We start from the raw sequence: 20,777 nt of genomic DNA on the forward strand, positions 1-20,777 counted from the left end.
AACCCGTTCGGCATGACGAAGAAATATCTGGGTTTTTTCCTAAAGAGCCTGACCCGCCGTGTATCCGCTGGCCCAAGCCCATTGAAAATTATAGCCGCCCAGCCACCCGGTGACGTCCACGGCTTCGCCGACCGCATACAGTCCCGGCACGCTTTTGGCCATCATTGTTTGCGATGAGAGATTTGCGGTCGAAATGCCGCCCACCGTCACTTCGGCCTTGGCGAAGCCTTCGGTGCCGTTCGGACGGAAGGTCCAGCGCGCCAGCCGCGCCTCGGCATCGGCGAGCTTGCGGTCGGTCTGCGCGCCGAGCTCGCCGGGCAGCGCCAGCCGCTCGGCGAGTGTCTGCGCCAGCCGATCGGGCAAGGGCAGCGTTGCGGCGAGCGTGGCGCGTGGACGCGCGCGCTTTGCGTCGATCAGCCAGCCGGGTGCGGCGGCGGGCAGGAAATCGATCGTTACCGGATCGCCGGGACGCCAATAGCTGCTGATCTGGAGGATCGCCGGACCCGACAGCCCCTTGTGGGTGAACAGCGCCGCTTCGCGGAACGCCGCCTTGCCGGCGTGTGCTTCGACCGGGGTTGCGACACCCGACAGGTCGCGGAACAGCACATCGTCACCGCCGAGCGTCAGCGGGACGAGCGCGGGGCGCGGCTCGACGATTTTCAGGCCGAACTGGCGCGCCAGATCGTAAGCAAAGCCGGTCGCACCCATCTTCGGGATCGATGGGCCGCCGGTAGCGATGACGAGGTTGGACGCGCGGACAGGCCGGTCGCCGAAGGCGACGGAGAAGATGCCATCCGCATGCGTGACCGCGCGCACCGGCTGGCCGCAGCGGACTTCAACTCCGCCCTTTGCACATTCCTCGAGCAGCATCGCCACGATCTGTTTCGCCGACCCATCGCAGAACAGCTGGCCGAGCGTCTTTTCGTGATGTGCAATGCCATAGGCATCGACCAGCGCGATAAAATCGGCGGGCGTGTAGCGCGCGAGCGCCGATTTGGCGAAATGCGGATTCGCCGAAATATAGCGGTCGGGCGCGGTGTGGATATTGGTGAAATTGCAGCGGCCGCCGCCCGAGATCAGGATTTTCTTGCCCACCTGCTCGGCATGGTCGAGCAGCAGGACGCGGCGACCCCTTTGCCCCGCGACCGCGGCGCACATCAGCCCGGCCGCGCCGGCACCCAGCACGATGGCATCATAATCGGGGGCGGTCATGCGAGGGACGTCAGCGCAGCTTTGCGATCGACAGGCCGTCGGCCTTGGCGCGGATCTTAACCGACTCTTCGCTGCGCGTCAGGGCCTTGGCGATGGCCTTGAGCGCCATGCCCTTTTTTGCCAGCGTGTGGAGCTTGTCGATTTCGGCGGCGGTCCACGGCTGCTTGTGGCGTTCGAACTTGTCCTTCATGCCATTTCCTCCGCATCGGGCGCGGCGGCAAGGACGGTGATGGCATCCTCGCGGCTCTGGAATTCGACGTTCTCGCCGACCTCGGCGCCCATCAGGGCGCGGCCGAGCGGCGCGGTGAAGGCGATCCGCCCTGCCGCCGGATCGGCTTCGTCATGCCCGACGATCGTCACGGCGCGCTCGGTACCCGCGAGCCGATAGCGTACCGCGCTGCCGACCCCGACGATCCCGTCCGCGGGCGCGACCTGCACCTCCGCGGTCGCGTGGCGCGTGGCGACATAGCGCTGGCGGCGTTGCAATTTCTTGCGCGCATCGTCGGTTTCCGCCGCCGCGATGGCGGCTTCGATCTGCGCGAGTTCTTCGCCGAGCAGACGATGTCCGCGCGGGGTCACCAGATTGGCGCCCGGCGGGATCGGCCATTCGAAGACCGGTTCCATATGTTCGTCATCGCTTTCGCGGCGAAAAGCTACACTCATACATACCCTATTGAAAATAAACGATAAAATTTAGAGGGTGGGATACGAAATCACCCCAAATTGTGCATAGTTGTGCATAGTTGTGTTTTGGTGGGATACGCCGAGTTTGTCACGTATCCCACTGGGGTCTCGTCGTGAGGCACGAGTTCAGATGCCCCCGTAGCACTCCTCGCCGTAGCGGTCGAACACGATTTCATCGCCGTCATGTATGTTAAGTCGCATGCAGCAGAGGTTCAGTTTGTGCATAAGCGATGGAGGGTTGAGCGCCTTGGCCTGCTTTCGCTTGCATGGCCCCTCCCTCCTTCCGTTCGTCCGCCGATCGAAAATTTTTTATGCTCTTTGGTCTCAATCGAGCTTTTTTCGGCGCCATTTTCTTCGTTGGTCGCCCGCTTTGCTTACTCTGACGTCATCCCATGGATCATAGGGAGTCAAAGACTCCGCCGAAAGGCGATCAATGAAAACATCTAACGCTTTCCGATCCCATAGTGTCCTTCGGCCAAATCTGATCGGGAGTGGAAAATTGGCTTGTGACTTTATGTGGTCGAAAGTCCGTTCACTGACGCCGAGGTATGCGGCCGCCATGTCGTTTCCCAGCAGTCGAGGCACTGGCGGCGTCGTTACAGTGCGATCCGTTGGAGACTTCCTGACAGATTTCATGTCGCGCAAACCTCAGACCGAGCGAGCCAACCGCTCGCATCCCTCATCAGCAATTACATATTATAGTTGATAAATTTCAATCCTCCATTCCGGCAGGGTCCGCTACATGGACGTGCGCCTCCAAGTTGGGTTGAACTTCAAGAGGCTGCGCATTGCCCGCGGACTGACCCAGGAGCAGGCATCCGAACTGACCGGGGTGAGCCAGCAGTATCTAAGCGGCCTTGAGCGTGGACGCCGCAACCCGACGGTCTTGACGCTTCACGAGTTAAGCCGGCCTCTGGGAATAGACCCCATGGAGCTGTTGCGGCCAATCGTTAGATGACTTTTACCCGTTTATCCCTTTGACGCACGTGTAGAGAAGCGCGTTCTCCAACTGCCTAGTGGGGCTTTTACGAGATTACGATATCCGCATGGCTGCGTAATTCTACGCGCCCACCACCACCAAGGGTTTCTAGGAATACTTTAACGCCTTCCCGCCGGACGTATTTGAATGCCGGGACAAAGTCAGTGTCACCTGTCACGACGACGACCGCTCGAACCATTTCGCGCAGCGCAAGCCGTGCCATATCCATCCCAATGCGGATATCGACGCCTTTCTGGCTCATATCGAGGACGAAGTCGTCATCTTGCAAAGCGCGTGGCGTTTTCATCAACTCTTTCGCGACGCGAGACTTCATTTTCCAGACATAAGGCGACAAGGATACCGAACCCATACGAAGAGCAAAATGAGGCTTTAGAATCAATCGGTCATAGAGCGCTTGCGCCTCATTGAAGCGCGTGGTCGCCGCCAGAGGAAATGCTTCCCCAGAGATGGGCTTTTTGACGGTATCAGTGGACGGGTAGGCGTCGTAATAATAAATGCGCAGCAGCTCGTAATCAGCGACTAAGGGCAGCGCCATAATGCGCTGGCATTCCGCCTCGACCTGATCAGCCGTCGCAGGTTGTTTATTGCGGTCTTTAAGGAGCTTGGTGATATACCCACCATCGACCAGAATTGCGTATAGCGGCTTTTGCAAACGCGCCCCCTAAAAGGGTGGAGCCGACCCACACCTAGCCCGTAAAGGCATCGCGTAATGCGACTTGTCGGAATGAGCCGGCTCACTGGTCTATCTCGTTGCACCGCGCAGCGGCGCTGTATGCCCTATATAGCCCCGACATTATGCAGCTTCAATTGTGAGCGGTTGGAGGGACATAGCTGGAACTTTCATGCCAAACCCGCCCCTTCGGTCATAGCCACACTCCATATTGCATTTCGGCTTGAACATGGTATGAGTGACTAATGAGTGGCGAGAATCCCCATCATCAGATCGTGAACGAAAGCCAGCTTTTTGGCTGGCGTCATCGCGTCCAACAGATCGAAGAGGAGATTCGGAGCTTGGGTGCGGAAAAGGAGAAGTTGGTCTCGCTAATTTCGATGGCGGAAAGGTTGTCGGACGAAGCGCGTCGGCTCGCGGCCGCGAGAGGTGATGACTCATCATCTGGAAAATTCATCAATGAAGCTCTTAGTGAGCTGGAAGAAAAGGACGCATTTCCCAAGGCTGTCATGGCCATTGTCGAGAGGGCGGCAGATGGTGCCACTTATGATGACATTAGGGAGGCAATCCTCCTTAGCCCACTCTCCAAACGCTTCCGCAAGAGTGATAAAGGGTTCTACCATGCGCTGCGACGGCTGAAAAACGCTGACGCGCTCGTCGATTATCGCGGTTACGTGTTTACGCCTGAAAACTTGCGAAGCTATCTGCGAAAGGTCGAAGCAGGCATCAAGCCGGACAAGGACACGACGCGCTCAATGTCCCGTGCGACCAAAATGACTAACATGATTCTCGAGGTCGTCGCGGCCTCGCCTGGATTGGTAGCGAAGGAAGTCATCGGAGAGCTCTGCAAGCGCGATGCGGAGATTGCAGAGCGATTGGAAGGCAATGACGGTAGCGCTTACAATGCAATTGCGCGCTTCAAGAAGCGCGGAGAAATTGAAGGGTTCGGCCATCTGGAGCGACAGTTGCGGATCGGTCCGAATGCAAGCGAGGAATTTAAAAGATTGGCCAAATCGGGCGTCGTAATCCCGTTGGCAAAAAGGACTGAAGCGCCAAGCGGACGAACCGCTGGCGCCTCAGATGGTCCTCTCTTTGGGACGACACCCCGAAGTTAGGATCCGTTTCAACCCCCATTCCCTGCACGGGAGAAAGGAAGGTGATAGCATGACGGCGTTAATAAGAATCTAGCCGGTTGAACCGGCAGGCCCCCAGCCGTCATGCTGGGGGCCATATAGCAAATCTGCGAGATTCAGTCTATAGGGTGTGCATAGGACGCATTTCCCTAGCGGACGCATTTGCGCCAGGCGATTCAGAGTCCTTCATCAAACCGGCCCAGTCAGAAGGCGTTGGCCCCGTCGATCGCTCTGAATTGTAGGCAATGACTGGGCGCGTCACAGCGACCCAACCAGAAGGTCAAACATCCCGTTTATCCGCTCGCGGTAGCCTTTCAGCCTGAAAGGCTACGGTCGGCATCAAGCAACTGAAATAGCGTGATTTTTATCTGTTCCCGTATCCCGCCCATATCCCACGGCGCATTAGGGCGCACGGAGCAACGTAATCGTATCCCACTAAAATCGCCAAAACTCGATATTTTATAATCTTTTCAGACGCTTACGTTGTAATAAAATTACGTAGCATTCCGCGGCGGAACGCTACGCTCACGTTTCTCTCTCGGTATCGGGGAAGGGAAAGGCTCCTTTGCCGCGCGAAGGTGGCGACAAGATGGCGCGCTGTAACCTTGCCGGGCGGCGCGGCGAATTTCCCTTCGATGCCATCCCCCCGCATCCCCCTTTGTTGTGAATGGAGTGAAGAATGAGCAATGCCTTGAAACTGTCGCTGGCCGCCTCGGCCGTTCTGGCCATGGCCGCCGGCGCGATGGCGCCGGGAACCGCCGCCGCGGCCGGAAAGACCGAAAAATGCTTCGGTGTCGCGCTGAAGGGCAAGAATGATTGCGCCGCCGGCCCGGGCACGAGCTGCGCCGGTACCTCGACCGTCAATTATCAGGGCAATGCCTGGAAGTCGGTTCCGGCCGGCACCTGCGTCAAGATGGGCGGCACGCTGACCGCGCATGAGGGCAATGCCAAGCCGGTGCCGCAAAAGAAGAGCTGAGCCCCCGCCGTGTCCGCCTCCACTACCCCCCGGCTGCCCCGAAGCGCCGGCATAGGACTGAAATCTCAGCATTATGCCGCGCTTCTTGCCGCGGTGGAGGCGGGCACGGCACCCGCCTGGGCCGAAATCCACCCCCAGAATTATTTCGGCCCGGGCGGGGCCCCGCATCGCTGGCTGACCGCGGTCGCCGAGCATATGCCGCTCAGCTTTCATTCGGTCGGCCTGTCGCTGGGGTCGTCGGGCGGCGTCGATCGCGGCGAGCTCGATGCGCTGGCGGCGCTGTGCGCGCGCTATGTGCCTGCCATGGTGTCGGACCATCTGAGCTGGAGCAACGGCCCCGGTGACAAATTTCCCGACCTGTTGCCGATGCCCTATACCAGCGCCGCGCTCGTGCATTTTGCGGGCGAAGTGGCGCGCGTGCAGGACCGGCTCGGCCGCACGATCCTCATCGAAAATCCGTCGCGCTATCTTGCCTTTGCGGCAAGCAATTGGTGCGAGGTCGATTTCCTGCACGAATTGTGTCGCCGGACCGGCTGCGGCCTGTTGCTCGACATCAATAACATTCTCGTTTCCGCCCATAATCTGGATCGCGACCCCGAAGCCTGGCTTGACGCCTTCGACCCGCGGCTGGTCGGCGAAATTCATGTGGCGGGCCATGCGGTAAAGCCCGATGGCGACGGCGGCACGATCGCCATCGACGATCATGGATCGCCGGTCGGCGCGGCCTGCTGGACTTTGCTCGACCGCTTTCTGCACCGGGCAGGGCCGACGCCGGTGCTCGTCGAATGGGACAGCGACGTTCCGGATTATGCGGTGCTACACGCCGAAGCCGTGCGCGCCGACACGCTCATCGCGGCCTGTTCACCCGTCACCGCCGATGCTTGAGCGCGATCAGGCCGCCATCACCGCGGCGATCAACGGCGGGCCCGACCATTTGCCCGACTGGCTGTTCGCGGGCGATCCGGCGCAGATCCTGCGCGGGCTGCGCGTCCATGCCAATACGATCTCGCACGCGCGGCTCGTCGCGCTGGAGGAGACGTTTCCGCTATGCCGCGATCTGCTGGGCGCCGAAACATTCAACCGGCTGTCGCGGCATTATGTCGAAACAAACGGCGCGCGGCGTCGGGCGTTGGCCGATATCGGCGCCGGCTTTGCCGACTGGCTGCGCGTAAAAGCACCGCCGCCCGCGCAGGACCTCGCCCGGATCGAATGGGCGTGGCTCGAATGTTATCACGCCGCGGACGCGCCCGCGCTGACCTTGGCCGAACTGGCGGGGCAGAGCGAGGCGGCGCTGCTGTCGCTGGCGGTCCGGCGGCATCCCGCCGCGCGGATCGTCCGCCTGTCGAGCGATGCAGCGGCGGCGCTCGACCCCGCGCTCGCGGCGGCACGGCTCGTGCTCCTCGCCCGGCCCGATGCGGAGGTGCGCGTTCACGCGCTTGCCCCTGCCGAAGCCGCGGCGCTGGCGCTGGCCGATGATTTCGGCCCGCTGCGTAACCTGATCGCGCTTCTTGCCGAAAAGCATCCGGGCGGCGGCGCGGCGATCGCGTCGCTGATCGCCACCGGGGCGCTCGAAACGGCGCAGGAAGAAGGATAGCATGAAGCAGATTGTCGCATTTTACGATCGCGGCGTGGCGATCGTTTCCGGCCGGCTCGCCGAAAGTGTCGCCCTGCTGTTGCTGCGCGTCGCGCTGGGCGGCGTCTTCTGGCGATCGGGGCAGACGAAGGTGGTCGAAGGGAGCTTCCTTACCATCGATCCCAACACTTATGATCTGTTCCGCAACGAATTTGCAGGCCTGCCGCTCGACGCCTCGATCGCGGTGCCGCTGACGACCTGGGCCGAGCATATCTTCCCTGCGCTGTTGATCATCGGCCTTGCCAGCCGCTTTTCGGCGGCCGCGCTGCTGGTGATGACGCTCGTCATCCAGATATTCGTCTTTCCAGACGCGTGGTGGCCGGTCCATTCGCTGTGGACCGCGATGGCCGCGATCCTGATCGTGCGCGGCGGCGGCCTGTTTTCCCTCGACGCCTTGCTTGTTAGGATGCGCGGGAAATGAGCCTCGACGAACCTTCGCTCGCGCGCCTGATGGCCGCTTCGCAGCGGGGGGACCGTGCGGCCTATCGCGCGCTGCTCGGCGATTGCCGGACATGGCTCGCGCGCTATTTCGCGCGGCGGATCGCGCCGCATCAGGTCGACGATCTGATCCAGGAAACTTTGGTGTCGATGCATCGCAAGCTGGCGACCTGGGACAGCGATCGCGCCTTTCTGCCGTGGCTCGCCGCCATCGCGCGCTATCGCTGGATCGACATGCTGCGCCGCCAGCGTGACGAGGCCGAGCTCGGCGACAATGACGCCGCCGTGGGCGCCGAGGACGAAGCGGTCCATGCACGGCTCAGCCTCGATCATCTGCTCGCGCTGTTGCCGCCGAAACAGGCGCAGGCGATCACGCTGGTCAAGATCGAGGGCGCGTCGATCGCCGAGGCATCGCGGATTTGCGGGCAGAGCGAATCGCTGGTGAAGGTGAATATTCATCGCGGCTTGAAAAAGCTCAGCCAATATATTGAAAGCGAATGACATGACGGACGTATCGATCGACGATCTGATCGACGGCCTGGCCGATGATCTGAAGCCGATCCGGCCGCGCCGGCTGCTGCGCGGCGGGGCCTGGGCCGCGGCGGCGTGGCTGATCGGCGGCGGCACCCTGCTGTGGCTGCTGGGGATGCGGCACGATCTGGCTCATGGTGCCTCTATGGCGCCGATGCCGATGTTCGCCTTCTGGCTAATCGTCGCGCTGGGACTGGCCGCAACCTGGAGCGCCTTGCGCATGGGGCTGCCCGGAGTCGGGCGCGACTATAGCGGGTGGCGCTGGGCCGGGCTCGCGGCGCTCGCGCTGCCGCTGACGGCGCTCGTCGTCGGGCTGGGCGATACCCATGCGGCGATGCACGGGATGGACCCGCACGGCGGGATGCGCTGCACGCTCGACGGACTGGTTGCCGGGCTCGGGGTCGGAGCCGCGCTGTTCGCGTGGTTGAAGGGCGGTGCCCCGACCTCGCTCGAACGCGCCGGCTGGGTTGTCGGGGTCGCGGCAGGTGCGGCTGGTGCGGCGGTGCTCGCGCTTCATTGTTCGTCGGACAATATGGTCCATATCGCGCTGTGGCACGGGCTTGTCGTCATCCTGTCGGCGATTGCCGGGCGCCTGATCCTGCCGCCGCTGCTGCGCTGGTAGGACGGACTGGACAGTATGCCTCCTCTGTGTTAGGCGACTAATACAGAGGAGATTGATGATGCGAAACCGGTTGATTGGCGTTTTGCCGCTGGCGCTTGTGATGGCGACCGCGGCCTGTGGCGGATCTTTCACGATCGACAGCGACAAGGACAGCAAGTCGGGTGCCCGCGATGCGGGACCGGTTACCACCCGCGGCTTCGCGCTGAACGGCTTCACCGGCGTCAAGGTCACCGGCCCCGACGATGTCACGATTCGCCAGGGCGACGCCTTCGCCATCACGGCCAAGGGGCCGCAAGGCGAGCTCGACCAGCTCGAGATCGTGACCGACGGCTCGACATTGTCGATCGGCCGCAAGCGCGACGGCTTCAGCTTCGGCGGGCGCGACCATGAGGGTGTCGAGATCAGCATCACCATGCCGAAACTGTCGATGCTGCGCCTGACCGGATCGGGTTCGATCGACGCCGACAGCGTCGATGGCGACGCGCTGGAGGCGACGGTGACCGGATCGGGCGACCTCAAGATCGCGAAGATGACCGGACAGAGCGCTAAAATCGCGATCTCGGGGTCTGGCGACGTCGATATCGGCGGCGGTACGGTCAATTCGGGCGCGATCAGCGTGACCGGATCGGGCGACGTCGATGCCAAGGGGCTTGCGGCGCAGACGCTCGACGTGTCGGTCGCGGGATCGGGCAATGTCGAAGGACGGGCGAGCGGCACCGCGGCGATCAATATCCTGGGGTCAGGCGATGTGACGCTGACCGGCGGTGCGACCTGCACCTCGCGCGAAATGGGATCGGGCACCGCGACCTGCAAATGATCGCGCGCTGGTGCCGCCGCCGCGAACCGGTTAAGGCGGCGGCATGACCAGCATCATGCGATGGGCCGCGATCGCGGCGACCGCCCTCTTGTCCGCTGCGTCGGCGCACGCCGCCGAAAAGCGCTTCGGCCTCACCAGTTTCGCGGCGATCGAAGTCGGCGCCGATGTCGATGTCGAGGTGGTGACGCGCGCGCCGGTGAGCGCGGTGGCAACGGGATCGCAGGATGCGCTCGACCGGCTGACCGTCGAAAATCGCGACGGACGGCTGGTGATCGGGATGCGCCAGTTCGCGGGTGATGACCGCCGCGGCAGTTCGCCGGGCGCGGTGCTGCTCCGCATCAACGCCGCGACGCTGCAATCGGCAACGCTGGTCGGCGCGGGGTCGCTTCACATCGACGGGATGAAGGGCCAGCGCGTCGCACTCGGCCTGCGCGGTCCGGGCAAGCTGAGCGTCGACGCCGTCGATACCGACCGGTTGGCCGTTGCGATGATCGGCAACGGCACGCTGACGCTTGGCGGCAAGGCGAAGCAGGCGCAGATGACGCTGTCGGGCTCGGGAGTCGTCGATGCCGGCAAGCTGGCGGTCGACGGACTGATTTCGGACAGCGAAGGGACGGGCGACCATATCTTCAACGCGGTCAAATCGGCCGCGATCACCACGCGCGGCAGCGGCAAGACCGTGGTGCTGGGGCGCCCCGTCTGCACCGTGCGCAACGTCGGCACCGGCACGGTGGCGTGCGGCAGGGCGCGCTAGGGCGCGCGGCGGGACACGGAAGGGACGCTGGCATGAGCGACGATTTTCTTCAGGGCACCGTGCATCAGGCGGGCGACGATATGCAGACCGCGATATGCGCCGATCCGGCGGTCTTCGCGCTGTGGCAAGGGCTGACGCCGCTCGGGCGCAATGAATTCATCTGCTGGGTGGAGGATGCGAAACAGGCGGCGACGCGCGCCCGGCGCATCGGCCGGACCGTCGAGGAGTTGCAGGAAGGCAAGAAGCGCCCCTGCTGCTGGGCGGGGTGCATCCACCGCACCGACAAGGCGCCAAGCCGGTGGCAACAGGCGGTGCTGATCGACGGCAAGGCGAAGGCGCGCTAGGCGGAGCCGGGACGACGCACATTGCGCCGCCACTAGCCCGCCGCCGCGCTTCCTAGCTGGCGCTTTTGAAGCTTTCGGTACCGGCCCAGCCGCGTTCGGACACGTCCACCATCACATTCTCCGGCCCCGTCATCTTGTACTCGGCATTGTCCTTGGCGGGGTTTTTGCCGAGGCCTTGCGCCAGATTGACGTCGTGGCGCGGCGCGTAGCCCGAATTTTCGAAGCGTTCGACCACTTCGGCGATATCGTCGCACTGGAAACCGATGTGGTGCAGCCCGGTATAGCCTTCGGGAAATTCCATTCCCGCGGCGGGGCGGTTCTTGAAGCAGAGCAGCGCGATGTTGATGTGGCCGTCGGTGACATAATAGCCGCGCGCGTTGCGGCTATCGATCTTGCCCGCGACGGTCCAGCCGAGGACTTCGGTGAAGAAGCCGACCGAATTGTCGGGGTCGGCCGAGGCGATTGCCACATGGCGGAGGCGGGTGGTCATCGGGGAAACCTTTCTATGTTCCGATACGAATGGGGCTGACGAGATCGTGCAGCGCCGCGACGATGCTTTGTGCGGTGATGCGGCCGGTGCCGGGATTTTCGTCGGTGGGGATATTCTCGATCGCGAGTTCGAAGCGCGCGCTGTCCGAATCGACGATGATGCGGTGCGTGTTGCGCGTAAGGGCCGGGTCGGCCCAGATTTCGAGCCGCGTCTGGTCGGGGCCTGTTCCGGCCAGGCCCAATGCAGCGGCGACATTGACGTTGGCCGGAAAGGCGATGGCACCTTCGCGCGCGCTGCCTTCGAATATCTTCAGCGGTTCGTCGATTTCAGTGAGATCGATGCCGTTGCGCACGACATGGTCGGCCTTGACGAGCGATTTGACCGGTTTGCGCGTCACCATCGTCACCGAATGGATCGAGCCGACCGCCGCCGCGCGCACCGCATCGAGACCGAGCAGCGCGCCGGTGGCCAGGATGATGCGGCCGCCATGGTCGCGCGCGAACCCGGCCGCCCCGGGCCATTGCATCAACGCCGCGCCGCTGACCGTAACCAGCGTCTTGCCTGCGCATAATGTCGCTTCGGCGATGTCGCGGAACGCCGCGGTCGGCGCGCTGTCGACGATGACATCGGACAAGGCGACGAGTTCGTCGGTGTCGACGATCGGCACCGGCCGTGCAAGCTGTGCCATGGCGACTTCGGCGCGGGTGCGATCACCTGCCGAGACGGCGGCAAGCGCCAGCGGCAGATCGCTATTCTCGATATGGCGCGCGACGACGCGGCCGATGGTGCCGAACCCGGCGATGCCAATGCGTTTCATGACCTTGCGCTAAGGGGGTATTGCTATATGCGATAATATCGATTGTCCGTTTCGCTATCTGCGAACGGCTATAAAGACGCTTGGACCACCGCTATCTATTTTTGATTATAGATAGGCGCATTTTCTATCTTTGACTGCATATCGTCTGCCCCGCACAAGCAGGATCGAACTGTTGGGGGAGGCCATGCAGGCGCTTTTGAATCCGGATATGGCGATGCTCGCGGCGATGATGCTGTTGACCGGCGCGGTCGGCGGCGTGATCGCGGGGATGCTGGGCGTCGGCGGCGGGATCGTGATCGTCCCGGTGCTCGACCTCGTGCTCGCGGCACTGGGCATCGATTCCTCCGTGCGCATGCACGTCGCCGTTGCGACCTCGCTTGCGACGATCATCCCCACCGCTATCTCCTCATCGCGCGCGCACGAAGCGAAGGGCGCGGTCGATCATGACCAGCTCAGGTGCTGGGGCGTCGCGATCTTCCTCGGAGCGATCGCGGGCGTGCTGCTCGCGAGCCGCGTCAGCGGCGACGTGCTGTCGGCGGTGTTCGGCATCGTCGCTTTGCTCGTCGCGGTGAAGATGCTGCTGCCGCTGGAGGGCAAGCATATCGCCGAGACGATGCCGGAGGGCGTGGCCGGGCAGGCGATCCCCTTCGCGATCGGCGGCATTTCGAGCATGATGGGGATCGGCGGCGGGACGCTCAGCGTGCCCGTGATGACCTTGTTCAACGTGCCCATCCATCGCGCGGTGGGCACCGCGGCGCTATTCGGGCTGCTGATCAGCGCGCCCGCCGCGGTCGCCTTCGTCGTTACCGGCTGGCACGTCGAAGGCCTGCCGCCGGGCAGCCTTGGCTATGTCAATCTGATCGGCCTTGCCGTCATCGGCCCCGCAACCTTCGTCACCGCGCCGTGGGGCGCCCGCATCGCGCATGCGCTCTCCAAACGCCAGCTCAGCATCCTGTTCGGCCTCTTTCTCACCGTCGTCGCGGTGCGGATGCTGATCCGGGCCTTCGGGTGAGCGGGGGGTGGCGACATTCGACCGCCGTGCGGCACTGGCCGCGATCGGCGCCGGCCTTGCTCTCGGCTGCGCCGCGCCCGGCTTCGCACGCAATTTTCAGAAGGATGATCTACGCATGACCCGCTTTGCCCTTGCCACCCGCCTCACACCGGACGGTGCGCGCCCGATGATCCGGGTCGGCGACGCTTTTCATGATTTGCACGATGCGGCGGCAACGCATGGCTTTACCGCGGTGGCGGACGATGTCACCACGATCATACGCGACTGGGATACCCGCCGCGAAGGGCTGTTCGCGCTCGCCCATGTGCTGGAAGGCGCGGCGGGCGGAATCGACGCGCCCACGCTTGCGGCGCCGTTCGAGCCGCGGCGCATCTTCGCCGCCGCGTCGAACTTCATCGAACATGCCGAGGAAATGCAGACCAAGCTCGCCGCCAAGGCCGAGAGCGAGCCGTATATCTTCCTCAAGACCGTCGAGAGCGTCGTCGGCCTGAACGAAACGGTCGTCGTCCCGTCGCAGGTGTCGCGCCCCGACTGGGAGGTCGAACTCGGCGTCGTCCTCGGCCGCGCGGGCAAGAATGTCGCGGCGGCCGACGCGCATGACCTGATCGCTGGCTATACGATCGTCAACGACGTCTCGGCGCGCGACCGCACCCGGCGCAGCGACTTTCCCTTCTCGCACGACTGGTTCCGCGGCAAGAGCTTCGACAGCTTCACGCCGCTCGGCCCCGTATTCGTCCCGCGCGACTGCCTCGGCGATCCGCACGCCATCCGCTTGGGGCTCAAGGTCAATGGCGAGGCGATGCAGGACGGCAACACGTCCGAGATGATCTTCAACATCTACGAACAGATTGCCTATCTGTCGACGATCCTCGAACTCCGGTCGGGCGACCTGATCGCCTCGGGCACCCCCGCCGGGGTCGGCATGGGGCGCGGCGTCTTCCTGAAGGACGGCGACGTCATGGATGCCTGGGTCGAAGGGATCGGCGAGCTTCGCAACCCCGTTTCCGCGCCACACCTGCCGCGCGCATGACGCCTCGGGCCGCCTTTTCGCGCCACGCGCTGATCGCGCCGCTGCTCGTCGTTGCGGCCATCGCCGTGCTGACGCTGTGGAGCGCCTTCGGCGGCAACGCGCCGCAGGCCGCGAAGCAGGCGGAAGGAGCGCGAACCGTGCGCTTCAACATGGCGTGGCTGCCGCAGGGCAGCATGGCGGGCATTTTCGTCGCGATCGACAAAGGCTATTTCGCCGATGCCGGACTCAACGTCGAAGCGGTGCGCGGTTTCGGCGGCATGCGGACCGCGAACGAACTCGACCAGGGCATGTTTGAATTCGCCTATATCGACCCGCTGTCGGTCGCGCTCAGCCGCGCGAAGGGTGGCAAGGTGCGGATGATCGGCGGCATCAACATGCGGCTTCCCGCCGGCGCCTGCTTCGTCAAGGAGCGGCACAAGATCGCGAAGCCCGCCGACCTTGCCGGACTGCGCTTCGGCGCCGGGCAAAGCTCGATGATCCAGGCGCTGCTTCCGGCGTGGCTCAAGGACAATGGCGTCGATCCGGCGCGCGTCGAGCAGATCCAGCTCGATCCGGCGATCGTGGTTTCGTCGCTTGTCGAGGGGCGGATCGACGCCGCCGAATGCTGGCTCGGCAATTCGATGGCGCTGTTCGACAAGGCGGCGAAGGCGAAGGGCGTCAGCATCGGCCGCATCGCCTATGCCGATTTCGGGCTCGATGTATACGGCAGCGGCTTCGCGACGCAGGACGTGCTTATCGAGAGGGATCCCGAGCTGGTGCGCGCCTTCCTCAAGGCGGCCTATCGCGGTTACGCCGACGCGGCGCGCGATCCGAAGGGAGCGCTCGCGATCATCCGCGAATCCTATCCGCTGCTCGACGAGGCGGTGACCGAACGCCAGATCCGCGAGACCGCCGACCTGATGGCGGCCGAGGGCGGTTCGCATCGCCTGACGCCCGAAAAGGTCGCGCGCACAGTCACCTATCTGCAGGCGAGCGGCCAGCTTCGGGGCTTTGACCAGACGCCGCAGCTCTTCACCAACGCCTTCGTTCCGATGGGGCATCAGCCATGACCGATCCCGCTTCCTACCGCCCGCGCCCGACGCGGCTCGGCCACCTCGTGCTCAAGGTACGCGACATCGACCGGAGCCTCGCTTTCTATACCGAGGTCGTCGGGTTGACCGTGTCCGACTGGATCGACCATCATATGGTCTTCCTGCGTGCCAGCGAGGATCACCACGACCTCGCGCTGCTCCAGCTGCCGCCGGGTCATACCGATATTCCCGAAGGCCATTATCCCGCGGTCGAGCATTTCTCCTACCGCCTCGAAACGATCGAGGAGATGGAGAAGGTCGCCGAGATGCTCGTCGCGCGCGCCATCCCGATCGACCGCGGCATCGGCAAGCATGGCCCGGGGGCGAACAGCTTCCTCGTCTTCCGCGACCCCGACGGCAACAATGTCGAATTCTACACCGACATGACGCAGATCACCGCCGGCAGCCCCTATGAACCCTCGGTTTGGGACGGCAAGGACCTCGAAACCTTCGACCGCTGGCACCTTGATCGCTTCCTCGTACCGCCACCGGCGCGCATCGTCGCCTTGCTGGGCAAGGACGGCGACGCGTGAGCAGGTGGTTCAATCGCGACGCCGCGATCAGCATCGCCTTCTTTGCGGCGCTCGGCCTCGCATGGGAATATGGCGTCCGCTGGTCGGGGGTACAGTCCTACCTGCTGCCGCCGCCGAGCGCGATCCTCGGCGAGCTTTGGCAGTCGCGCGGGCCGATCCTGTCGCAGAGCCTCGTCACGCTGACCGAGGTGTTCTGGGGCTTCATCATCGCGGTCGCGCTCGGCGTCCCAATCGCGGCGCTAATCTATTTCTCGCGCACCGCGAAAAGCACGGTCTATCCGCTGTTCGTCGCGTTGCAGAGCGTCCCCAAGATCGGACTCGCGCCGCTGATCGTCGTCTGGTTCGGCTACGGCCTCGCGTCGAAGCTGATCATGGCGTTCCTCTTCGCCTTCTTCCCGATCATCATCGCGACGCTCGGTGGACTGGCGAGCACGCCCGCGCATCTCGAAGAGCATTTCCGCGCACTCCGTGCCTCGCCGATGCAAAGCTTCTGGCGGCTGCGTGTGCCCGCCGCGCTGCCGAGCTTCCTCGACGGTTGCAAGGTCGCGATGCCGCTCGGGGTGATCGGTGCGGTCGTCGGCGAATTCGTCGGCTCTAACGACGGGCTCGGCAATCTTATCCTCACGGCCTCCGGTTCGGGCCATACGACGCTGACCTTTGCAGCGTTGATCGCGGTGACCTTGCTGTCGCTCCTTCTTTTCTATGGCGTCGCCTATTGGGAACGCTTCATCTGGTGGCGCGCGGCATGAGCGCGGTGATCTCCATGGCCGGTGCCGGCAAGGCATTCGATGGCCGCAAGGTGCTGACCAACGTCAGCGCCGAAATCGGCGCGGCCGAATTCGTCTCGGTGCTCGGGCCTTCGGGCTGCGGCAAGAGCACGCTGCTCCGCCTGATCGCCGGACTCGAGCCCTTCGAAGACGGCGGCATATTGTTCAACGGCGCGGTGGTGCAGGCCCCGTCGCCCGACATGGGCTTCGTCTTCCAGACCTCGAACCTGCTGCCCTGGCTCAATGTCCGCGACAATCTGCTGCTCGGGGTTGATCTCGACCCGGCGGCGAAACGTCCCGACGCGGCGGCGCTGGCCAAACTGGTGGAGACGCTGGGGCTGACAGGTTTCGAGGACAGCCATCCGCACCAGCTTTCGGGCGGGATGCGCCACCGCGTCGCGATCGGTCAGGCGCTCGCCCGCGGACCGCAGGTGCTGCTGATGGACGAGCCCTTCGGGGCGCTCGACGCGTTGACGCGCGACCGGCTCAATATGGAGCTGCTGCGCATCTGGCAGCGCGACCGCAAGACGGTGCTGCTCGTCACTCACAGCATTTCGGAAGCCGTACTGCTCTCCGACCGCGTGCTGGTGATGTCGGAGCGGCCGGGGACGATTATCGAGGATGTCCGCATCGACCTGCCGCGCCCGCGCGATCCGAGCATGACGCGCGAGGATCCGGCGTTTGGCGACTATGTCGTGCGGCTCAGCAAATTGATGGGAGTATCGTGATGGACAGCGGTATGCTGGCGACGGCGGGTGCCGAAATATACTGGCAGGCGCTTGGGGAGGGCCCCGCGGTCGTGCTTGCGCACGGCGTCGGCGGCAACCATGCGATCTGGTATCGCCAGATCGATGCGCTCTCGCGCTCGAACCGCGTCATCACCTTCGACCATCGCGGCTTCGGCCTGTCGCGCGACCTCGACGGGCGCGGGCGCGACGCCTTCGTCGAAGACCTGACGGCGCTGCTCGACCACCTGGGGGAAGCGAAGGTGGCGCTCGTCGGTCAATCGATGGGCGCCGGCACCTGCATCGGTTTCGCACACCGCGCGCCCGAGCGTGTTGCCGCGCTCGCGATCTGCGACAGCCTGCACGGGATTGCCGAAAGCGCCGAGATCAAGACGATCATGGACGCCGCGCGCGCGAACACCGCCGACCTCGCGCAGATCGAGCGCGTGCTTGGCGCCAATGCACCGCGCGAGCTGGCGGCGCTCTATCGCCAGATCGCAAGCTTCAACATCGCCGATCGCCACAATCTGGCGGGCCGCTTCGACGCGCGTCCCGCGGTCGATCTCGGCGGTAAGGGGTTCCCGATTCTCTTCCTTTGCGGGGTCGAGGATCGGCTTTTCCCGATCGAGGCGGTGCGCGTCGCGCAGGCCGAGGTGCCGAGCTCCTTCCTCGTCGAGATCAACGACGCGGGCCATTCGGCCTTTCTCGAAGCACCCACACAGTTCAACGACACGATACTGTCGCTGCTCCAGATGGCGGGCCACGTCGGCAAGGCGGGCGCGGCGCACAGCAATGCCGCGGGCTACGTCCCGGTCGGGGGTGCGGCGTGACCGGCTATCCCTTCGCTGATCGGCCCGTTCTCAACTATGTCGATGGCGCTTTCGTCGAGGGCGATGGCTGGTTCGACAATGTGAACCCGGTCGACGGCAGCGTCGCCGGGCGCGTGTCGCAGGCGAGCCGCGACCTCGTCGACCGCGCCGTCGCTGCCGGGCGCGCGGCGCTCAAGGGGCCGTGGGGCAAGATGTCGCAGGCCGAGCGCTGCAAGCTGCTCGTCCGCATCGCCGAGGGGATCGAAGCGCGCTTCGACGAGTTCGCCGCGGCCGAGATCGCCGACACCGGCAAGTCGCTGCATCAGGCACGGACGATCGATATCCCGCGCGGCGCCGCCAATTTCCGCGCCTTCGCCGCGATCGCCGAGGCGCGCGCGATGCCGAGCTTCCGCACCGATCTGCCGGGCGGACGCAGCGCGATCAACTATGCGATCGCGCGGCCCTTGGGTGTCGTCGCGATCGTCTCGCCGTGGAACCTGCCGCTGCTGCTGATGACGTGGAAGGTCGCGCCCGCGCTCGCCTGCGGCAATGTCGTGGTCGTCAAGCCGAGCGAGGAAACGCCCTCGACTGCGACCCTGCTCGCCGAGGTGATGGATGCGGCAGGGCTGCCGCCGGGGGTGTTCAACCTCGTCCACGGCTTCGGCGCCGACTCGACCGGCGAATGGCTGACCGCCAACCCCGATATCGACGCGATCACCTTCACCGGCGAATCCGCGACCGGCGGCGCGATCATGCGCGTCGCCGCGGCCGGGGTGAAACCCGTGTCGTTCGAACTCGGCGGCAAGAATGCCGCGCTCGTCTTCGCCGACTGCGATTTCGACGAGGCGGTCGCGGGGGCGATGCGCTCGGTCTTCTCGAACTGCGGACAGGTGTGCTTGTGCACCGAGCGCATCTATGTCGAGCGGCCGATCTTCGACCGCTTCGTCGCCACGCTCGCCGAACGCGCGAAGGCGCTGACCGTCGGCGATCCGTGGTCGGGTGCCGACATGGGACCGCTGATCTCGCATGGCCACCGCGAGAAGGTGCTGTCCTATTATGCGCTCGCGCGCGAAGAAGGCGCGACGGTCGTGACAGGCGGCGGCGTTCCCGAACTCGATGGTGCACTCGCGGGCGGCGCCTTCGTACAGCCGACGATCCTGACCGGGCTCGCCGACGATGCGCGCTGCGTGCGCGAGGAGATTTTCGGCCCCGTCTGCCACATCGCGCCCTTCGACAGCGAGGAAGAGGCGATCGAACGCGCCAACGATACCGATTATGGCCTTGCCGCGGCGATCTGGACGCGCGACGCCGGTCGTGCGCACCGCGTTGCGGCACAGATGGAGGTGGGCATCGTCTGGGTCAACGAATGGTTCCTGCGCGACCTTCGTACGCCCTTCGGCGGTATGAAGCTGTCGGGCATCGGCCGCGAAGGCGGCGAACATTCGCTGAATTTCTATTCCGAACCGACCAATATCTGCGTGAAGCTGTAAGAGGATAATATGGCCGACATTGCCGCCATCGCCGCAAGGCTCGACGAAGCCGCCCTCGGTGCCCGCGCGATCGCGCAGATCACCGGGCAAGAGGGCGAATTGCCGCTCGCCGAAGCCTATGAAATCCAGCGCGCCGCGATCGACCGGCGCCTCGCGCGCGGCGCAACGCTCGTCGGGGTGAAGATGGGGTTCACCAGCGAAGCCAAGATGATCCAGATGGGGCTCAAGGACCAGATTTGGGGCCGGCTGACCTCCGACATGGTCGTCGTCAACGGCGCCGCGATCGAGCGCGCACGCTTCATCCACCCGCGCGTCGAGCCCGAGGTCGCTGTGCGACTGAAGGCGCCGCTCGCGGGCGAGGTCACGCGTGCGGAAGCGCTCGCCGCGGTCGATGCGGTCGCCGCAGCGCTCGAGATCATCGACAGCCGCTACGAGAATTTCCGCTTCGCGCTCGGCGATGTCGTCGCCGACAATGCGTCGTCGTCGGCCTTCGTCACCGGGCCGTGGCTTGCCGCCGATACCGACGTGTCGGACGTCGCGATGACGATGCGCGTCGATGGCGAGCTTGTGGAGACGGGGACGAGCGCGGCGATCCTCGGCGATCCGATCCGCTCGCTCGTCGCCGCGGCGCGGCTTGCGGGGGCGGCAGGGCTGGTGCTTCAGCCGGGCTGGACCATAATGCTCGGCGGCGCGACCGCCGCGGCCGCGATCGGCACCGCGCGCAGCGTATCGCTCGACGCAGGCCATCTCGGCCGCGTCGGCTTCACGATCGAAGGAGGCGCGGCATGAGCGAGAGTGAGGGCAGGGTTATCCCCGGCAAGGCGCGCCCGCGCGGGCGTTTTCCGCACTATCGCCGCGCCGGCGATTTCGTCTTCGTCTCGGGCACCAGCTCGCGCCGCGCCGACAACAGTTTCGCAGGCGCCTCAGCCGACGAGTTCGGCACCGTCACCCTCGACATCGCCGCGCAGACGCGCGCGGTGATAGAGAATATCGCCGCGATCCTCGCCGACGCGGGCGGTTCGCTCGCCGACGTCGTCGATGTAACGAGTTTCCTCGTCAGCATGAACGATTTCGGCGGCTATAACGCTGTCTATGCCGAATATTTCGACGAAGCCGGTCCCGCGCGGACGACCGTCGCGGTCCACCAGCTTCCCCACCCGCATCTGCTGATCGAGATCAAGGCGACTGCCTTCATCCCGCGCGCGCCCAAAGGATGACGC

27 protein-coding genes are annotated in these 20,777 nt (G+C 64.5%); 21 read left to right on the forward strand and 6 right to left on the reverse strand.

Annotation, left to right across the window (positions count from 1 at the left end):
- Positions 1 to 39: 39 nt before the first annotated feature.
- From EBMC1_RS17230 to EBMC1_RS17240, 3 genes are read right to left on the reverse strand one after another with little or no spacing between them, the layout of a single operon-like run.
- A complete protein-coding gene (locus EBMC1_RS17230; RefSeq protein WP_003052616.1) occupies positions 40 to 1,212 on the reverse strand; it encodes an NAD(P)/FAD-dependent oxidoreductase in 1,173 nt (390 codons plus the stop codon).
- A gap of 10 nt (positions 1,213 to 1,222) precedes the next feature.
- Positions 1,223 to 1,402: a hypothetical protein gene (locus EBMC1_RS17235; protein WP_003052619.1), complete on the reverse strand. Its 180-nt coding sequence runs from the start codon at positions 1,400 to 1,402 to the stop codon at positions 1,223 to 1,225.
- Positions 1,399 to 1,875: a GreA/GreB family elongation factor gene (locus EBMC1_RS17240; protein ID WP_040590862.1), complete on the reverse strand. Its 477-nt coding sequence runs from the start codon at positions 1,873 to 1,875 to the stop codon at positions 1,399 to 1,401. The genes EBMC1_RS17235 and EBMC1_RS17240 overlap by 4 nt, the downstream gene beginning before the upstream one ends.
- Positions 1,876 to 2,638: 763 nt before the next feature.
- On the opposite strand from EBMC1_RS17240, the gene EBMC1_RS17245 reads away from it, so the two are divergent.
- Complete coding sequence (locus EBMC1_RS17245) at positions 2,639 to 2,854, forward strand: helix-turn-helix domain-containing protein (protein ID WP_003052625.1); 216 nt, start codon at positions 2,639 to 2,641, stop codon at positions 2,852 to 2,854.
- Positions 2,855 to 2,921: 67 nt separating this feature from the next.
- Here the strand turns inward: EBMC1_RS17245 and EBMC1_RS17250 are convergent, their stop codons facing one another.
- Entirely contained in the window at positions 2,922 to 3,548 is a 627-nt protein-coding gene (locus EBMC1_RS17250; RefSeq protein ID WP_003052629.1) for an NYN domain-containing protein, read from the reverse strand.
- 263 nt (positions 3,549 to 3,811) lie between these two features.
- On the opposite strand from EBMC1_RS17250, the gene EBMC1_RS17255 reads away from it, so the two are divergent.
- The 10 genes from EBMC1_RS17255 (at position 3,812) to EBMC1_RS17300 (ending at position 10,814) form a co-directional block, all read left to right on the forward strand.
- A complete protein-coding gene (locus EBMC1_RS17255; RefSeq protein WP_003052632.1) occupies positions 3,812 to 4,681 on the forward strand; it encodes a hypothetical protein in 870 nt (289 codons plus the stop codon).
- Positions 4,682 to 5,378: 697 nt separating this feature from the next.
- The gene (locus tag EBMC1_RS17260; RefSeq protein WP_003052634.1) at positions 5,379 to 5,675 is read left to right on the forward strand and encodes a BufA1 family periplasmic bufferin-type metallophore; all 297 of its coding nucleotides are present in this window, start codon (positions 5,379 to 5,381) and stop codon (positions 5,673 to 5,675) included.
- Between the two features lie 9 nt (positions 5,676 to 5,684).
- Positions 5,685 to 6,560, forward strand: coding sequence for an MNIO family bufferin maturase (bufB, locus tag EBMC1_RS17265; RefSeq protein WP_040590865.1), 876 nt, complete (start codon positions 5,685 to 5,687; stop codon positions 6,558 to 6,560).
- Positions 6,553 to 7,269: an HvfC/BufC N-terminal domain-containing protein gene (locus EBMC1_RS17270; RefSeq protein ID WP_003052640.1), complete on the forward strand. Its 717-nt coding sequence runs from the start codon at positions 6,553 to 6,555 to the stop codon at positions 7,267 to 7,269. Before bufB ends, EBMC1_RS17270 begins: the two co-directional genes overlap by 8 nt.
- A gap of 1 nt (position 7,270) precedes the next feature.
- On the forward strand, positions 7,271 to 7,729 hold the full coding sequence (locus EBMC1_RS17275; protein WP_003052642.1) for a DoxX family protein: 459 nt from the start codon (positions 7,271 to 7,273) through the stop codon (positions 7,727 to 7,729).
- Positions 7,726 to 8,247: a sigma-70 family RNA polymerase sigma factor gene (locus tag EBMC1_RS17280; protein WP_003052645.1), complete on the forward strand. Its 522-nt coding sequence runs from the start codon at positions 7,726 to 7,728 to the stop codon at positions 8,245 to 8,247. Before EBMC1_RS17275 ends, EBMC1_RS17280 begins: the two co-directional genes overlap by 4 nt.
- A gap of 1 nt (position 8,248) precedes the next feature.
- Complete coding sequence (locus EBMC1_RS17285) at positions 8,249 to 8,899, forward strand: NrsF family protein (protein ID WP_003052648.1); 651 nt, start codon at positions 8,249 to 8,251, stop codon at positions 8,897 to 8,899.
- A 100-nt stretch (positions 8,900 to 8,999) separates the two neighbouring features.
- Positions 9,000 to 9,716: a head GIN domain-containing protein gene (locus EBMC1_RS17290; RefSeq protein ID WP_231292960.1), complete on the forward strand. Its 717-nt coding sequence runs from the start codon at positions 9,000 to 9,002 to the stop codon at positions 9,714 to 9,716.
- Between the two features lie 43 nt (positions 9,717 to 9,759).
- On the forward strand, positions 9,760 to 10,470 hold the full coding sequence (locus tag EBMC1_RS17295) for a head GIN domain-containing protein (RefSeq protein WP_003052652.1): 711 nt from the start codon (positions 9,760 to 9,762) through the stop codon (positions 10,468 to 10,470).
- A 32-nt stretch (positions 10,471 to 10,502) separates the two neighbouring features.
- Positions 10,503 to 10,814, forward strand: coding sequence for a YdeI/OmpD-associated family protein (locus EBMC1_RS17300; protein WP_003052655.1), 312 nt, complete (start codon positions 10,503 to 10,505; stop codon positions 10,812 to 10,814).
- A 52-nt stretch (positions 10,815 to 10,866) separates the two neighbouring features.
- Here the strand turns inward: EBMC1_RS17300 and EBMC1_RS17305 are convergent, their stop codons facing one another.
- Both EBMC1_RS17305 and EBMC1_RS17310 read right to left on the reverse strand, forming a co-directional pair.
- Complete coding sequence (locus tag EBMC1_RS17305) at positions 10,867 to 11,304, reverse strand: VOC family protein (protein WP_003052658.1); 438 nt, start codon at positions 11,302 to 11,304, stop codon at positions 10,867 to 10,869.
- A gap of 13 nt (positions 11,305 to 11,317) precedes the next feature.
- Positions 11,318 to 12,121 (reverse strand): aspartate dehydrogenase, encoded by an 804-nt coding sequence (locus EBMC1_RS17310; RefSeq protein WP_003052659.1) that lies wholly within the window; start codon positions 12,119 to 12,121, stop codon positions 11,318 to 11,320.
- A gap of 184 nt (positions 12,122 to 12,305) precedes the next feature.
- Between EBMC1_RS17310 and EBMC1_RS17315 the strand changes: the two genes are divergently transcribed.
- From EBMC1_RS17315 to EBMC1_RS17360, 10 genes are read left to right on the forward strand one after another with little or no spacing between them, the layout of a single operon-like run.
- A complete protein-coding gene (locus EBMC1_RS17315) occupies positions 12,306 to 13,133 on the forward strand; it encodes a sulfite exporter TauE/SafE family protein (protein WP_003052662.1) in 828 nt (275 codons plus the stop codon).
- 7 nt (positions 13,134 to 13,140) lie between these two features.
- Positions 13,141 to 14,163 (forward strand): fumarylacetoacetate hydrolase family protein, encoded by a 1,023-nt coding sequence (locus EBMC1_RS17320; protein WP_003052665.1) that lies wholly within the window; start codon positions 13,141 to 13,143, stop codon positions 14,161 to 14,163.
- Complete coding sequence (locus EBMC1_RS17325) at positions 14,160 to 15,212, forward strand: ABC transporter substrate-binding protein (RefSeq protein ID WP_003052668.1); 1,053 nt, start codon at positions 14,160 to 14,162, stop codon at positions 15,210 to 15,212. The genes EBMC1_RS17320 and EBMC1_RS17325 overlap by 4 nt, the downstream gene beginning before the upstream one ends.
- The gene (locus EBMC1_RS17330; protein WP_003052671.1) at positions 15,209 to 15,766 is read left to right on the forward strand and encodes a VOC family protein; all 558 of its coding nucleotides are present in this window, start codon (positions 15,209 to 15,211) and stop codon (positions 15,764 to 15,766) included. The genes EBMC1_RS17325 and EBMC1_RS17330 overlap by 4 nt, the downstream gene beginning before the upstream one ends.
- On the forward strand, positions 15,763 to 16,515 hold the full coding sequence (locus tag EBMC1_RS17335; protein ID WP_003052674.1) for an ABC transporter permease: 753 nt from the start codon (positions 15,763 to 15,765) through the stop codon (positions 16,513 to 16,515). Before EBMC1_RS17330 ends, EBMC1_RS17335 begins: the two co-directional genes overlap by 4 nt.
- Positions 16,500 to 17,261, forward strand: a complete 762-nt coding sequence (locus EBMC1_RS17340) for an ABC transporter ATP-binding protein (protein WP_003052677.1) — start codon at positions 16,500 to 16,502, stop codon at positions 17,259 to 17,261. The genes EBMC1_RS17335 and EBMC1_RS17340 overlap by 16 nt, the downstream gene beginning before the upstream one ends.
- The gene (locus EBMC1_RS17345) at positions 17,261 to 18,088 is read left to right on the forward strand and encodes an alpha/beta fold hydrolase (RefSeq protein ID WP_003052679.1); all 828 of its coding nucleotides are present in this window, start codon (positions 17,261 to 17,263) and stop codon (positions 18,086 to 18,088) included. Before EBMC1_RS17340 ends, EBMC1_RS17345 begins: the two co-directional genes overlap by 1 nt.
- Positions 18,085 to 19,557, forward strand: coding sequence for a 2-hydroxymuconic semialdehyde dehydrogenase (locus EBMC1_RS17350; RefSeq protein ID WP_003052682.1), 1,473 nt, complete (start codon positions 18,085 to 18,087; stop codon positions 19,555 to 19,557). Before EBMC1_RS17345 ends, EBMC1_RS17350 begins: the two co-directional genes overlap by 4 nt.
- Positions 19,558 to 19,566: 9 nt before the next feature.
- A complete protein-coding gene (locus EBMC1_RS17355) occupies positions 19,567 to 20,346 on the forward strand; it encodes a 2-keto-4-pentenoate hydratase (protein WP_003052685.1) in 780 nt (259 codons plus the stop codon).
- Positions 20,343 to 20,774, forward strand: coding sequence for a RidA family protein (locus tag EBMC1_RS17360; RefSeq protein ID WP_003052687.1), 432 nt, complete (start codon positions 20,343 to 20,345; stop codon positions 20,772 to 20,774). The genes EBMC1_RS17355 and EBMC1_RS17360 overlap by 4 nt, the downstream gene beginning before the upstream one ends.
- Positions 20,775 to 20,777 lie beyond the last annotated feature (3 nt).

This window comes from Sphingopyxis sp. MC1 (assembly GCF_000371385.1).
Classification (GTDB): domain Bacteria; phylum Pseudomonadota; class Alphaproteobacteria; order Sphingomonadales; family Sphingomonadaceae; genus Sphingopyxis; species Sphingopyxis terrae.

Excerpts from the sequence above, each read along its gene's own strand:
- EBMC1_RS17230 (WP_003052616.1), bottom strand. The coding sequence starts at position 1,212 with ATGACCGCCCCCGATTATGATGCCATCGTGCTGGGTGCCGGCGCGGCC.
- EBMC1_RS17235 (WP_003052619.1), bottom strand. The coding sequence starts at position 1,402 with ATGAAGGACAAGTTCGAACGCCACAAGCAGCCGTGGACCGCCGCCGAA.
- EBMC1_RS17240 (WP_040590862.1), bottom strand. The coding sequence starts at position 1,875 with ATGAGTGTAGCTTTTCGCCGCGAAAGCGATGACGAACATATGGAACCG.
- EBMC1_RS17245 (WP_003052625.1), top strand. The coding sequence starts at position 2,639 with ATGGACGTGCGCCTCCAAGTTGGGTTGAACTTCAAGAGGCTGCGCATT.
- EBMC1_RS17255 (WP_003052632.1), top strand. The coding sequence starts at position 3,812 with ATGAGTGGCGAGAATCCCCATCATCAGATCGTGAACGAAAGCCAGCTT.
- EBMC1_RS17260 (WP_003052634.1), top strand. The coding sequence starts at position 5,379 with ATGAGCAATGCCTTGAAACTGTCGCTGGCCGCCTCGGCCGTTCTGGCC.
- EBMC1_RS17270 (WP_003052640.1), top strand. The coding sequence starts at position 6,553 with ATGCTTGAGCGCGATCAGGCCGCCATCACCGCGGCGATCAACGGCGGG.
- EBMC1_RS17275 (WP_003052642.1), top strand. The coding sequence starts at position 7,271 with ATGAAGCAGATTGTCGCATTTTACGATCGCGGCGTGGCGATCGTTTCC.
- EBMC1_RS17280 (WP_003052645.1), top strand. The coding sequence starts at position 7,726 with ATGAGCCTCGACGAACCTTCGCTCGCGCGCCTGATGGCCGCTTCGCAG.
- EBMC1_RS17285 (WP_003052648.1), top strand. The coding sequence starts at position 8,249 with ATGACGGACGTATCGATCGACGATCTGATCGACGGCCTGGCCGATGAT.
- EBMC1_RS17290 (WP_231292960.1), top strand. The coding sequence starts at position 9,000 with ATGGCGACCGCGGCCTGTGGCGGATCTTTCACGATCGACAGCGACAAG.
- EBMC1_RS17295 (WP_003052652.1), top strand. The coding sequence starts at position 9,760 with ATGACCAGCATCATGCGATGGGCCGCGATCGCGGCGACCGCCCTCTTG.
- EBMC1_RS17300 (WP_003052655.1), top strand. The coding sequence starts at position 10,503 with ATGAGCGACGATTTTCTTCAGGGCACCGTGCATCAGGCGGGCGACGAT.
- EBMC1_RS17305 (WP_003052658.1), bottom strand. The coding sequence starts at position 11,304 with ATGACCACCCGCCTCCGCCATGTGGCAATCGCCTCGGCCGACCCCGAC.
- EBMC1_RS17310 (WP_003052659.1), bottom strand. The coding sequence starts at position 12,121 with ATGAAACGCATTGGCATCGCCGGGTTCGGCACCATCGGCCGCGTCGTC.
- EBMC1_RS17315 (WP_003052662.1), top strand. The coding sequence starts at position 12,306 with ATGCAGGCGCTTTTGAATCCGGATATGGCGATGCTCGCGGCGATGATG.
- EBMC1_RS17325 (WP_003052668.1), top strand. The coding sequence starts at position 14,160 with ATGACGCCTCGGGCCGCCTTTTCGCGCCACGCGCTGATCGCGCCGCTG.
- EBMC1_RS17330 (WP_003052671.1), top strand. The coding sequence starts at position 15,209 with ATGACCGATCCCGCTTCCTACCGCCCGCGCCCGACGCGGCTCGGCCAC.
- EBMC1_RS17345 (WP_003052679.1), top strand. The coding sequence starts at position 17,261 with ATGGACAGCGGTATGCTGGCGACGGCGGGTGCCGAAATATACTGGCAG.
- EBMC1_RS17355 (WP_003052685.1), top strand. The coding sequence starts at position 19,567 with ATGGCCGACATTGCCGCCATCGCCGCAAGGCTCGACGAAGCCGCCCTC.
- EBMC1_RS17360 (WP_003052687.1), top strand. The coding sequence starts at position 20,343 with ATGAGCGAGAGTGAGGGCAGGGTTATCCCCGGCAAGGCGCGCCCGCGC.